A 13,189-nucleotide genomic window follows, 5' to 3' on the forward strand; every position below is an offset into this window, starting at 1 on the left:
TCGAATTTTTCAACAGCTCCATGGTACTTTTTCACAAAAGCTGAATGGCATGAAAGAACTTTTTCAATCTCATCTTTTTTTATAAGTCTAAGCTTTGATATGTCTTTACAAATAGGCAGCTGCACTGTTGGTATTCTATATTCGTCAAGCTTAGTGCCATATCCATATCCCATTTTGCGGTAGTAATCCACCCTGAATGGCAATAACATGGAGACTACAGCACCTGATTCCATAGTATATTTTTCAAAGAACTTTACCATTTCTTTAGCCGCTCCTTTTTTCTTATGCAAAGGATGCACTGCCAAAGACATCAGTCCTGTTGCCTTTTTCATTTCGCCGAAGAGGTTTATATCGAAATCTATTAATTTCATTATGGCTATTAATACTCCATCTTGAAAAAGTGCGTAGAAGTTAACATGTTCGTATTCCCGCAAAGATTGCAGGTTGCGATTGAAATATTTGTTATAGCATTCCTCTGATAAGTTTTTACCTGCAGGGTAAGCATCAAGATAAATATCTATATACGCAGGCATATCATCACTGGTTAACCTTCTGATTACTCTGTCTGCCATATTAATCCCCCTTTAAATAGCTTTTCCCTGAGCAACTAATTCTTCTATATATTCATCAATGAGTTTCATGCCTTCTTCAAGTTCAGTAGCATGTGAAAGCGACAAGCGGAATGTGTGTGGTATAAAGAAGCAATCACCATGACATACCAAAACTCCTTTTTGATCGAGCAAGTCATTGCAGAATTTTTCTGCATCTACATCTAAATCGTAGTGTATCAGATATGTAGTACCATATGAATCAGCATATTGATGGAGATATTTATGTCCATCTAACCATTTATCAACTTTCGCCTTATTTTCACTTATGATTTTTCTGCTTCTTGCATAGATTTTATCCACATGTTCAAGGGCGATTGCAAAAATCCATTCATCAAAGACACCGCCACAAATAGAATCATACGACCTGCGATTGAATAGTTCTTTTCTTGTTTCGGGATCGTGGCATATAATCCAGCCTACTCTTGTTCCTGCCATAGAATAAATCTTAGATGAACTGCAAGTAACTATTGCTTTATCGTAGATATCTGCAAATGAAGGCATATACTCTTCCTTAAGGCCTCTATACATTTCGTCACAGATAACCCATGCATCTACAGATTTTGCCATTTCCACTATTTCTTTCATCTCTTCTAATTCCAGAAGAGAGCCTGTAGGGTTATTTGGATTTGTGAAAAGTATAGCTTTAGTGTTATCATCTACAGCCTTTCTTACTTCATCAATATTCAGTTTGTATCCTGCTTCAGGCTTAAGGTGAATTTGGCGAACTTCAGCACCTATTGATTTAGGAATTGAATAGAATTGTTGGTAGTTTGGCATGATTGATATTACATTGTCGGTTTCTTCTATTAATGTAAATACTACTGTGTTATTTGCACCTGTGCCACCATGCACTAAAATAACTTCTTCCGGAGCAACTCCCTTGTAGAGATTTGCCACTGCCTTGCGGGTTCTCGGTGTTCCTTCAAAATTGCCGTAGCCCAGATTCATGTGCTTTAGTTCTTCCATGAAATCCTCCAGGCTTTCTCCAGTTAATTCGAATAATTCTTTTACTGTCATTGGAAGAACACAGCTTCCTCCTAGATATATTTTATTCTTTTCACTATCACAGGCAGGGTTTAACCAGTTTTCTAATACAAAATCATCAATTTTCATTTTTTACCCCCTCAGTTCAATTATATTTCTTAATCTTTGACCTACAGATTAAGGTTGCAGCTATCTGCAAAATTGACCGTTTATAGGTAGTCCATCTTTTATGCTTTGAGGGAATCAGATAAACTCATCCATCATAGCTTTCTTTAATTATAATATATATCCATTATTTAAGTAATTCAACAAAGGTTATTTATATAATTTTATAAATTCATCAGTATACATTTAAACATTTTTATAATACCCGCCTCTGCTTTTTCTTCTTTTCCTTCGTACTCAGGACTTGAGTTCAGATGATAAAAGATTACAGAAGTCTCACACTTACATTTTCTATAAATAAAAAAGGCTTCCATTGAAAGCATTTTAACAATCAAGGAAGCCTTTCTTAAAATTCATTACGGAAAGTTAACGCTAAGGAAATTTATACTTTCCTATAAATAAAAAAAGATGATTTTTGATTGACACAAAATCATCTTTTTTTATTTATAGTTTATTCAATATGCCGCTCGGATGTACTGCAATTACAATTGGATTTGCATGCTCCACCAGATGGACATCCAATACACTTAACGCCTTTTTTCTTTTCTATAATAACCTTTGCAACAGAAGCGCTCACTATTGATATTAAAACCAGGGCTATAATAATATTTTCCATAATTTCCTCCTAAACACTTAATGCTAATTTTCTTTTTGCTTTTTCATTACCTTTTCTCACAAGATATATAACACAACCAATCATCGCTGACACAACAACTAACCCGGGTACAAATCCTATACCTACAGCACCTGTTGTTATCAAGGTTCCTACTTGGTAAGTAATAAATGATACTACATATCCCATGCTAAATTGAAATGCAATACCACCCCATAACCATTTTTTATTCTCCATTTCAGAGTTCATGGCACCAATTGCAGCAAAGCAAGGAGGTGTAAACAAATTAAACATTAAGTATGCTAATGCTGCTACAGAGGTTAGCCCAATAATGCTTGCAACATCTGATCCGCTTGATACAAGAACTAGTTCTTCAGTATCAATAAAGTTTGTTATTCCATATACAACTGCCAATGTGCCAACTACATTCTCCTTTGCGATAAAACCTGTAATTGCTGCAGCTGCTAATTGCCATGCACCAAAGCCTAATGGTATTAACAGAATCGCGAATGGTGATGCTATACTTGCTAAAATACTTGTATGCTCTGCTCCTTCAGCAACAACTTGAAACTTCCAGTTGAATGTTTGCATGATATGCACTGCTGTATTACAAAGTAGAATAATTGTACCAGCTTTGACAATAAACGCTTTTGCTCTTGAAAACATGGAAATAGTAGCTCTCTTAATACTTGGAAATCTATATTCAGGTAATTCCATTATGAAGAATGATCTTGCGTGCTTTTCACCGGTTATTCTCACTACCAATAAAGCTCCTAAAATTATAATGGCAATACCTACAAAATACATAGAAGTCCCTACCCATGCTGCACCATCAAAGAATGCACCAGCAAATAAAGCAATAACCGGAAGCTTTGCCCCACATGGCATAAAAGGTGTTAACATTGCAGTCGTTCTTCTTTGTCTTTCATTTTTAATTGTTCTTGTAGCCATAACCCCTGGAATAGCACAACCAGTGCCTATAACCATTGGAATAATTGACTTTCCTGATAATCCAACTTTTTTTAAAAAACGATCCATGACTACAGCAACACGAGCCATATAACCACAGTCTTCCAGCAATGCCAATAGGAAAAACAATACCATGATAAGTGGTAAGAAACCAACAACAGCCCCAACTCCGCCAATGATACCATCTAGCAAAATCGAAGCTAATACAGGTGATGTTCCTTCTCCTATTAGTCCTTCTACCCAAACATAAAACAAATCAATCCAACCGACAAGCATATCTGCAAAAAATGGACCTACATGAGTTTGTGAAATTGAGAAAACCGCCCACATAATGACTGCAAAAATAGGAATACCTAACCACTTATGAGCTAATATTCTATCTACTGAATCCTGCTTTGTTTGTTTAATACTGCTTATTTGTCTTTGCTCCACTTTTGAGACAACTTCTTTGACAAATTCATATCGTTTCTTATCAAAAGCTTCAACCGAGACTTTGTCTGTCATATCTATCCCTTCACTATCAAAGGGAGCAATTTGAGTCTTACCCTTCACTTCTACTGCTTTTAAGACAAGCTCTTCTAAACCATTATCGCTCCCTTTTTTTGTTGATACTGTTTCAATTACGGGACATACTAGCAGTTTAGATAATTCATCCACATTTATTGTTGTCTTTTTCTTCTTAGTCAAGTCGCTCTTATTTAAGGCAACAACAACAGGTATACCTAATTCAAGAAGTTGAGTCGTAAAGAATAAGCTTCTGCTAAGGTTAGTAGCATCAACAATATTTATAATAACATCTGGATTTTCATTTTTTACATAATCACTAGTAATGCTTTCCTCAGATGTGAATGGAGACATTGAATACGCTCCTGGAAGGTCTACAACTGTAATTTGCACACCTGATTTATTAAGACTTTTTTTGATCTCCCCTTCCTTTTTCTCAATGGTTACACCAGCCCAGTTACCAACACGCTCTAATCTCCCAGTTAATGCATTGAATAATGTTGTTTTCCCACTATTTGGGTTTCCTGTTAACGCAACTTTCATATCTTTATCCACATTCATGAATATTACCTCCTGTTTTTCGAAGTGTAATCTCCGGCAACTTTTATAAGTATTAAATCCTATTACTCGATTAAATATATGTAAAGTTAACCTTGGTTAACTTTTATGGCAAATAAAAAGCTATATGATAATAGCTTCAGCCAGTTCTTTATCAATGCTATACCTTGCATCTTTTACAGAGATGATATAATTCTCAGCAAGTACAGATATAATAGTCACTGATTCTCCTTCGTAACAGCCTAATGTAAACAAAAAGTTCTTAAGTTCTTCATCATTTGTATTTATATCCTTTATTATATATTCTGTATTAGTCTTTCCCTGTGCTAAGTTTCTCACTGGTGCATCCGATCCTTCTGTTTTATTTAAAACTATAGCCATAGATCTACTTCTAATAATATTTTCCATATATACCTCCAAAACTTATGTTCTCTATTAATACTCTTTTTTTTCATGTAAGTATGTTTTAATAGCCTCCAGCATAGCATCACTGATCACATGTTCCATTCTGCATGCATTTTCATCTGCTTCTTTATCCGTTAACTTCAGAGAATGTTTGAGAAATTGCTCTATTAATTTATGATTATTATATATTTGCCTTGAGAGCTCTTTACCCTCTTTTGTTAATGTAATAGTTCCATAGGTTTCTTTATTCACCAACCCCTTGTCTTTTAAAATATTCATTGCCTTTGATACACTTGCTTTTGATACCCCTAGATACCTTGCAATCTCTGAACCATGAGCATGACCATGACTATTCTCTAATAAATGAATCGTTTCTAAATACATTTCCATTGATTCGCTGTTGCTCATTATATCACTCCGTTTTTATCAATTTACATTATGATGCCAAAGTTAAATCTGTAAAAAGGTATTAATTTAAATTATTATTGAGAATGATTATCATTTTCGTTTACATTATAACACCCAGCTTTTATTAATACAATAGTTTTTTTCTAATTATTATTATAATTTCCGAGTAAATCCTTTAAATTTACTCATACCATCAGTTGTTAAACTATAGAATAAACTCTCTAACAGTTGATTATTACTGGTTTATAGTCATCAGGCAGCTCTTATTCGTTAAAAATTGAAAATTATATTGAAATCCTCCAAACTGCTCTATTAGATTCTTCATGAACTGTTATTTTAGGGTTATATCCTTTGTCAATTAAGCCAAGCCAAATATGACAGGCGCAAATACCTATATCGACGTTTGGATGTTCCCATTTCAAATGGCGATATCCCTCTGGCATAGCAACATTAATTGTTCTATAAGTTTCATCAAAAGCAAATCTCCACATTTGCGCGTTTCCAGCTGATGGCGCTTTTCTACCCAGATCCAGAGCATATATAACATCATCAGAAAGCTTTTCATAGTCATCAGGATTTACAAGCAACTCTTTAATTTCTTTTCGTTTAAAACTTATCTGCTTATTTTGAAATCTATCTATCAACCTCAATCCACCGCTTTCGTGATAACCAAGCGGCGAGATACAAATTGCTCTTCGACCGGTGGTTACTCCTTTTGCGTATCCATAGCCCATGTTTGATTCCTTAATCTGTTCAGGTGTTTGTAAATGAGGCATCAGTCTCTCCAACTCAGATAGTTTATAATGACCGTACCAACAGGTTGAAAGACCTTTACTTACCGCAAAAAGAATAAGCAGCTCTCCTATAAAACCGACCTTGCTGATTGAGATAATATCAGTTTCTGCCATAAATGCCACGTTATCAGGAGGAGATTTCATTATTGTATAAAGTGCTTTTGTTTGATTGGATTTGAAAAATTTTATCTCGACATTGTGATCAAATGGAACATATATTGACTTTGCATAGTCTTTTATCTCATCCATCACATCCTTTTCAACACCAGTCATTTTATAACTGCGTACCGAGCGCCGTGAATCAATAGTACTTTTGATTTGAAATGAAATTGTCATCTGTAAAACCTCCCATATATTATTTTCCCTAAATTTAATAACTACCGTTCATTATAAGTGTAGGCATTAAAGCTAAAAATGAAAACAAACCGACTGTATCTTCCCCGTTACAATACTTCTATATATCCTTCTGTTCCGTTTACACGAATTCGTTGTCCATTTTTTATTAATTTTGTTGCATTTTCAACACCTACTACTCCTGGAAGTCCGTATTCTCTTGTAATCACAGCCCCATGGGTCGTGAAACCTCCTACTTCCGTAACTAATCCTTTAATCGTGACAAACAGCGGTGTCCAGCTAGGGTCAGTAAACTTAGTCACCAGAATATCTCCTTCTTCCACCTTAGCTTCATCCACCGATAAGACTACCCTGGCGCGGCCTTCCACTATACCAGATGAAACGGGGATCCCGGAAATTGCTCCTTCAGGAATTTGCCCTACCCCGAAGCTAGTGGGTGGAACAAAGCCCTCAGAAGTAAATACTCGAGGCGGAGTAAGCTTTTCATAATGTCGATAATCCTCTTTTCTTTTTTCAATCAGTGAGTAGTCCAATTTACTGGTCCTTACCACTTCTCGAAGTTCAGGCAAATACAAATAGAATATATCTTCAACATCTTTTATAATACCATTTTCGACTAACTTACGTGCTTCTTTCAACAGTGCTTTTTTATAAACCCAATATCGACGAATAATATAATATTTGGGATCTTCACGGCAGCCGATAAAGTTCCGAAGCAAGCTAATATTCTTGCTAATCTTTTTCCCCTTCTTACTGCCCCCTGGCAAATCCGTTAAACGGCGAATAATACTCTCTGCCTTATCCTTTGCTTCCTGCCTTCCCGCCTGGAACCTAACTTTATGCTCACCCGCCTTCAAAACACGAATATTATTAAGAATGATCGGAAGCAGCTGTGTTGGCTTTTCCTCAAAGCGTGCTCTAGTAATATCAATCTCACCGGGGCAACGCATCCCATGTTTATTTAAAAATGTTTTAAACGCCTCACTTGTTTCTTTTCCTCCCGGAAGCTCTACCAATTCTGCAAAAAAATTTTCATCATCAGGACTCTGTGAAATATATTCTACGACTTTTGGGTACTGACGGATCATATCTGCCAGATCACATAAAGCAAACCCCATTTTGGTCGTAACATTATGTTCTAAGGACTTGGTAAGGATATCCCCCACATTCTTCTCACCCAGCAACTTCTCAATTTGCTTGTTTAAGTTATCGTTTACCATTATTGCTGCAATGATCGCCCCTAGCATCTTAGGATTATATGCCATAGCTAGTAGTTGATCACGATCTCTTTCAATGAACTCAAAGACCTGATCACCGGAAAGTTTAGCAAGTTGTTGCTCTATTTCCCTAATTTCATTTTCAAATTGATTAGTTAATTCCTTAATAATTGCAGGGTCGTTTTTTCTATAAACTTTGATTGCCTCAAGAAGAGAACTTAAGGTAAAAATCCCTCCTTGCACATTTCTTTTCCCCTTGGGAAGAGATTCCACAAATTTCCTGTTCTTGATTAGGTTCTTTATTGAACTCTGGATTAATGGGTCCTGCTTTCCGCTAGCCATCACCAAACGGCGGCGTCCTATAGGCGAGGAAAGGTCGTGGGTAATATCGGCATATAGCCGACCGCCAATCTTATCCAGAGAGACATCAGAAATCATTTCAAAAAACGACATGCCTAGTGGCTTAATAGCGTCAGTCATCATTTGCGTATGCCCGATTGACATATAGATACGTGGTTTATTGGATTCTGTTGTCCTCGGCAAAGGAAATAAGGTGGTAATAGGACGGCTCTGAACAATATAAAACTGGTTATTAGCAAAACACCATTCTATATCTTGGGGATAGCCAAAATAAACTTCAATTTTCTTTCCTATGCCTGCAAGCATTTGTATCTGTTCATCAGTCAGCACTTGTATTTGCTGTCTTTCTTTTTCAACCTTTGCCTCTTGAATGCCGCCATTTATGTCAGTCCTGATTTCCATCTCCTTTGTCCCAATACTTTTCTTAGTAATTTTTCCATCTACAACCTTGTAGATATCTGGGTTTACCAATCCAGAAACTAATGCTTCACCAAGTCCAAATCCTGCATCAATGCTAAGTGTCTTTCTGTCAGAGGTCATTGGATCTGCTGTAAACATAATTCCTGAAGCTTCAGACATTACCATCTTTTGCACAACAACAGATAATAATACTTTCCTGTGGTCAAAACCATTTTGTATTCGATATGTTACTGCGCGATCGGTAAAGAGCGATGCCCAGCATTTCATTATATGTCTTATAATCTCATTCTTGCCTCTTATATTTAAATAAGTGTCCTGCTGTCCAGCAAAAGATGCATGTGGTAAATCTTCTGCAGTGGCACTTGAACGTATAGCATAGGCATCATCAATACCGTATATTGATAATATCCCTGTTATTTCATTATAAATATTTCTATCTATTTCAAGCTTTTCAATAATGGAACGTATATTCTTGCTTATTTCTGAAATCTGCTCTCTGTCCTCGGATTTTAATTTTATCAGCTTTTCAATTAACACTTCCAATTCAGCATTGTTTTCAATAGTTTTTCTATAAGCCTCCGTTGTTACACAAAAGCCATCCGGTACTCGTATTCCATCAATTCTTGAAATTTCTCCAAGGTTTACACCCTTGCCCCCAACCGCCATGAGATCTGACTTATGAATTTTATCAAAAGTTAAAACATATTGATTCATTACATATCTCCCCATTTCTTTCATATATTAGTTCAATCTCTCAGTACGCCTATTTCCACCTTTGTCTAATAAACATTTACCGAAAAAGTTTTGAAATATTTACCCTTATATTTCATAATATATGGATAAAGTATTATTGTCAACGTTTTTTGAAATATTATTTATTATATTTCAAAACTATGTTATAATTGAAACTGGGTGATAAACATGAATGGATATGAAAAAAGAACAAAACTCAAGAAGGATTCAATCTTAAACGCCGCTTGGGAACTATTCTCTGCACGAGGCATAAGCAATGTTAGTATCAGCGAAATAGCTGCAAAGGCTAAAGTTTCGCAGGTTTCTATATATAACTATTTTGGTGATAAAAACAATCTAGCAAAGGAAGTGCTCGCTTCTTATTTAGATAAAGCAATCAAAGAATATGATGAAATATTAGAAAGAGATATTCCATTTTCTGAAAAACTTAAGCTTATTATAGATAGTAAAAATAAAGCCACAGCTGAGTTGAGTCGCTCAGCTTTCAGCGAATATGCATGGCAGGATAAAACCTTACAACAGGTATATAAGGAAGCTACAAACTCAAAAGCAATTTCAGTTTACAAAAAATTTATTGAGTTGGGTAAACAGGAAGGAGCTATCGACAAAAGCATTCCAACTGATGCTATTCTTGCATATCTTCTTTCCTCAGTTTCAATTGTTGAGCGGTCAGATTATCTTAGAACGAGCCCTGAATACAAAAGGGGAATATTAAGATTATTCTTTTATGGTTTATTCGGAAAAGAAGAGTAAAATTGGAAGACACACAAAAAAAATAAGCCATAGACCTCAGTTAAGGCTTGGTAATTATATTAACATTAAATACTAAAAATTTATTTATCTATAAAATCTGCAGCTTCTATTTTTATTAATTCTTGTATAAGTGCTTCTAATTCTTTCTTATAAATATCCAGAACAAATTCTTGGCTTGGTCTTAAATGTTTTGGAACTTTTAATCATATTTCCAATAGCCACAGAATCGCTTCCATCAAACATTACTATTCCTTGCCCATTATCTATAAGTATATTATCCAACGCTAGATTATTGCTGCCAATCAAACTTATGCCACTGCCTCTATTTCTATGCCATCAGACAGCGGATCACTGATTATTGTGTTATTTATGATTCTATTGTCAGATCCAGATCGAATTATTATATTTTCAAATCGATAATTTCTTATGTTAATTCCTTCTATTCCAACTCCAACTACGTTTGATAGTGTAAAGGCTGTAAAAAAGGTGCTTTTACCATCGAAGATGACTCCTGGCCCCTTAGCTGCAATTCGAATATGCTCCTTCAGAATATTTACAGTTTGAAAATATATGCCTTCCTCTAAAAGAAGTACATCTCCTGCATTCACATTATCAGAAGCTATTAGAGCTGTAATATCCGTAAGGGGTGTTACATTGATTATTGCCATTCACACACTTCCTTTCATAAAAATATAACAAGCTTGTTCCAGTAATAATATATTCCTTAAATTACAATGAGTGACAAGCTTGAATATACTAAAAAATCCCCTCTAACTCATCGTCAGAGGGGATAAAAACATACCTATTCTATCAGCACAACGCATTAAACATGAATTGGGGTGTTCTAGTAACATGTTATTAATAACTGGTTAACTTCGGTGACTGGCACCTATTAGCTAATATTTCTTTATATTTCTTTCTATACTTTTTATTTTTCTCAATTCTAATTAACATACTTGCTTCTGTTAGCAATTCTTCATGCTGCCTGCCTTTAACAGCTATCTTCCACATTGATTGAATGCAAGCTCTTGCTACTTCTTTGTTTATATCCATCGCTAATTCAAATAAATAACGATAATCATGAAGGATTCTATCTACGCTGTAACTTTTTGATAAGTTGCATAGCAGTTGTGCAGCAGTTATTCTCATAAGATAATATGGATGTTTCAAATCCTTAATCAGATTATCCCAAGACATCATACACCCAATCCACTTTCTCTTCTGTAATTTGTAAAAGACTTGTATCAACTATACACCTTTACGCAATATCAATGTCAATGATGTAAATTCTTATTATGGCTCGAGTTGATGCATATGATTTCATTTAGATAAGATAATATAAAATCAGCAACATTGCCAAGAAAATTATATTGAGCAAAGTAAATACACTGAGATAAGCCATATTTCGCTTACCTGCTGTCGTACCATAATATTTGAAAGAAATCAGACTTGCCATAGAAGCAATGATTGTTCCAAGGCCACCTAAGTTAGTGCCTACAATCAGTGTTGGTATATTATCCGTAAAGCCAGAAAGGAGGATAGCAGCAGGAACATTGCTGATAACCTGACTAGCAAACACTGATGTAAGCAGTTCGTGTCCATATATAACGCTATTCAGCCAAAGATTGATTTCCGGAATACGCTTCATATTGCCTATAAATACAAATAAAAAAATGAAGGTGAGCAATAAAGCATAATCAGGCTTGCGCAGCATTCCTCGATCTATAAGAAAAACCACTACCAGAATCACTGCTCCTACTATATAAACTGAAATTATGTGAGTTACACTTGTCAAGGCAAACAAGAAGAGCAAGAGGTAAACAATAGCTTTCCCTTTTTCCTTTGCTGTAAGAGTACGATGGGATTGCACCTTCACGGCAACAGCTTTCCTTTCGATTAGTATTACACAAGCAACTAATAGTCCGATAAACGAAAGCAGAGTATAAGGCAGCATCAATGAAATAAAATTGCCCAGACTCATTCCACTTACGGAGTACAGATATAAATTCTGCGGATTGCCTATTGGTGTGAGCATGCTGCCCAAATTGCCAGCAATGGTCTGTAACACAATAACCCGAATCAGATAATTCTCCAGGCCAGCCATCACAAGCACATCAATGGCAAATGGCACAAATGTGATGAGTGCAACATCGTTGGTAATAAACATACTGAATCCAAAACATAGCAACACCAGGACTATTGATAAGCTTCGCACATTACTCGTCTTTCCCAACATCCAGCTCCCTATCATCGAAAATATGCCTAGGCTTCTTAGCCCGGCCATAACGAGCATCAAACTTAGCAGGATGGTTAACGTGTGGAAATCTATATAGCTGATATAATTATTGTCCAATGGCACAAATACCATGGATATAAGAGCCAGTAATAAAGATATACATAGCACTATCTCTTTTTTTACATATTTCAGTATTGATTTCATCAAGTCGTTACTCCTTTATAAATCATCCTCACCTAGTCTATCATAGAGCTTATTAAAATGTAAGTACGTTTTTAAAAGCATGGAATTTACATTTCTTAACCATTTTATAATTCACCAATGTAATGCCGTTTCGGATAACTTTATTTTCTGCTTCGACTGTATAACCTTGTTTTTCAAAAAAGGGCCTGGCAGTAATTGAAGCATACGTTGTAAAGTTAAACATACCTGTTTTTCGTGCACATCGTTCTAATTCTTTCACCATAGCTGAAGCAATACCCCTGCGCTGAAAATCTTTATGAACATAAAGCTTGTCCAGATAGCCTGTATTATCCATGTCTGCGAATCCTACGATTTCTCCGTTTATTTCTGCGACTAATGTATAATGTTCTAAAAAAGATCTATTCCAAGCTTCCAGATCAACACTTCCTGTTGCCCATGCGTTCAACTGCTCCTCTGTGTAATCCTTAGCATTAATTGTATGTACAGTATCATAAAACAGCTTCGCCATTGAAGCACAGTCACTTGGTCTATATTTTCGGATTATCATAGTTACCTCATCACCACACTCACATCTCTCAGCTAAACACATCCCTTATCTCCAGAATTTTACCATATCTTTTTTGCTCTCAATGTTATATGCAACGATTTCTCGCAACAGATCATAATCCACTTTATCGGTCCATTTGATTCTAAACAACTTCTTTGTGTGGGAATATCCAGCTTCCTCAATTTCCTTTTCAAAATGCTTAATGGCTACTGATTCAGGTGCCACAGATATGTGTCCCTTAGCAATGCTAAAGGCAATAATGAAAGTTCCATGATCGGTGAACATTGGTTGATTCCACTTGATTTCTCCTCGTATGCTCAATCAAGCAAATGCG

The 13,189-nt window shown here is 35.6% G+C and carries 15 protein-coding genes; 1 reads left to right on the forward strand and 14 read right to left on the reverse strand.

Going from position 1 to position 13,189, the window contains the following annotated elements:
• The 8 genes from eis to ppsA all read right to left on the reverse strand — a co-directional run.
• On the reverse strand, positions 1-572 hold a 572-nt coding region (gene eis, locus ACESM9_RS10995), incomplete at its 3' end, for an enhanced intracellular survival protein Eis (protein ID WP_372998287.1).
• Positions 573-584: 12 nt separating this feature from the next.
• Complete coding sequence (locus tag ACESM9_RS11000; RefSeq protein ID WP_372998290.1) at positions 585-1,724, reverse strand: aminotransferase class I/II-fold pyridoxal phosphate-dependent enzyme; 1,140 nt, start codon at positions 1,722-1,724, stop codon at positions 585-587.
• Between the two features lie 487 nt (positions 1,725-2,211).
• Positions 2,212-2,376 carry a FeoB-associated Cys-rich membrane protein gene (locus ACESM9_RS11005; protein ID WP_372998293.1) on the reverse strand — a complete coding sequence of 55 codons (165 nt, stop codon included), beginning with the start codon at positions 2,374-2,376 and terminating at the stop codon, positions 2,212-2,214.
• A gap of 9 nt (positions 2,377-2,385) precedes the next feature.
• A complete protein-coding gene (feoB, locus tag ACESM9_RS11010; RefSeq protein ID WP_372998326.1) occupies positions 2,386-4,389 on the reverse strand; it encodes a ferrous iron transport protein B in 2,004 nt (667 codons plus the stop codon).
• Positions 4,390-4,527: 138 nt separating this feature from the next.
• On the reverse strand, positions 4,528-4,812 hold the full coding sequence (locus ACESM9_RS11015; RefSeq protein ID WP_372998296.1) for a ferrous iron transport protein A: 285 nt from the start codon (positions 4,810-4,812) through the stop codon (positions 4,528-4,530).
• A gap of 27 nt (positions 4,813-4,839) precedes the next feature.
• Positions 4,840-5,217, reverse strand: a complete 378-nt coding sequence (locus ACESM9_RS11020) for a metal-dependent transcriptional regulator (RefSeq protein WP_372998299.1) — start codon at positions 5,215-5,217, stop codon at positions 4,840-4,842.
• Between the two features lie 284 nt (positions 5,218-5,501).
• Entirely contained in the window at positions 5,502-6,347 is an 846-nt protein-coding gene (locus tag ACESM9_RS11025; protein ID WP_372998302.1) for a nitroreductase family protein, read from the reverse strand.
• A 107-nt stretch (positions 6,348-6,454) separates the two neighbouring features.
• Positions 6,455-9,076 carry a phosphoenolpyruvate synthase gene (gene ppsA / locus ACESM9_RS11030; RefSeq protein ID WP_372998305.1) on the reverse strand — a complete coding sequence of 874 codons (2,622 nt, stop codon included), beginning with the start codon at positions 9,074-9,076 and terminating at the stop codon, positions 6,455-6,457.
• Between the two features lie 207 nt (positions 9,077-9,283).
• Between ppsA and ACESM9_RS11035 the strand changes: the two genes are divergently transcribed.
• The gene (locus tag ACESM9_RS11035; RefSeq protein WP_372998307.1) at positions 9,284-9,868 is read left to right on the forward strand and encodes a TetR/AcrR family transcriptional regulator; all 585 of its coding nucleotides are present in this window, start codon (positions 9,284-9,286) and stop codon (positions 9,866-9,868) included.
• Between the two features lie 147 nt (positions 9,869-10,015).
• Here ACESM9_RS11035 and ACESM9_RS11040 read toward each other — a convergent pair whose 3' ends face one another.
• From ACESM9_RS11040 to ACESM9_RS11065, 6 genes are all read right to left on the reverse strand, one after another.
• On the reverse strand, positions 10,016-10,174 hold the full coding sequence (locus ACESM9_RS11040) for a hypothetical protein (RefSeq protein ID WP_372998310.1): 159 nt from the start codon (positions 10,172-10,174) through the stop codon (positions 10,016-10,018).
• 2 nt (positions 10,175-10,176) lie between these two features.
• A complete protein-coding gene (locus tag ACESM9_RS11045; protein ID WP_372998314.1) occupies positions 10,177-10,536 on the reverse strand; it encodes a hypothetical protein in 360 nt (119 codons plus the stop codon).
• Positions 10,537-10,726: 190 nt separating this feature from the next.
• Positions 10,727-11,068, reverse strand: coding sequence for a hypothetical protein (locus ACESM9_RS11050; RefSeq protein ID WP_372998317.1), 342 nt, complete (start codon positions 11,066-11,068; stop codon positions 10,727-10,729).
• A gap of 124 nt (positions 11,069-11,192) precedes the next feature.
• Positions 11,193-12,308, reverse strand: coding sequence for an SLC13 family permease (locus tag ACESM9_RS11055; protein WP_372998320.1), 1,116 nt, complete (start codon positions 12,306-12,308; stop codon positions 11,193-11,195).
• Between the two features lie 52 nt (positions 12,309-12,360).
• Positions 12,361-12,855, reverse strand: coding sequence for a GNAT family N-acetyltransferase (locus tag ACESM9_RS11060; RefSeq protein ID WP_372998329.1), 495 nt, complete (start codon positions 12,853-12,855; stop codon positions 12,361-12,363).
• A 45-nt stretch (positions 12,856-12,900) separates the two neighbouring features.
• The gene (locus ACESM9_RS11065; protein ID WP_372998323.1) at positions 12,901-13,176 is read right to left on the reverse strand and encodes an iron chaperone; all 276 of its coding nucleotides are present in this window, start codon (positions 13,174-13,176) and stop codon (positions 12,901-12,903) included.
• Positions 13,177-13,189: the final 13 nt, after the last annotated feature.

Source organism: Lutispora sp. (assembly GCF_041687175.1).
Classification (GTDB): domain Bacteria; phylum Bacillota; class Clostridia; order Lutisporales; family Lutisporaceae; genus Lutispora.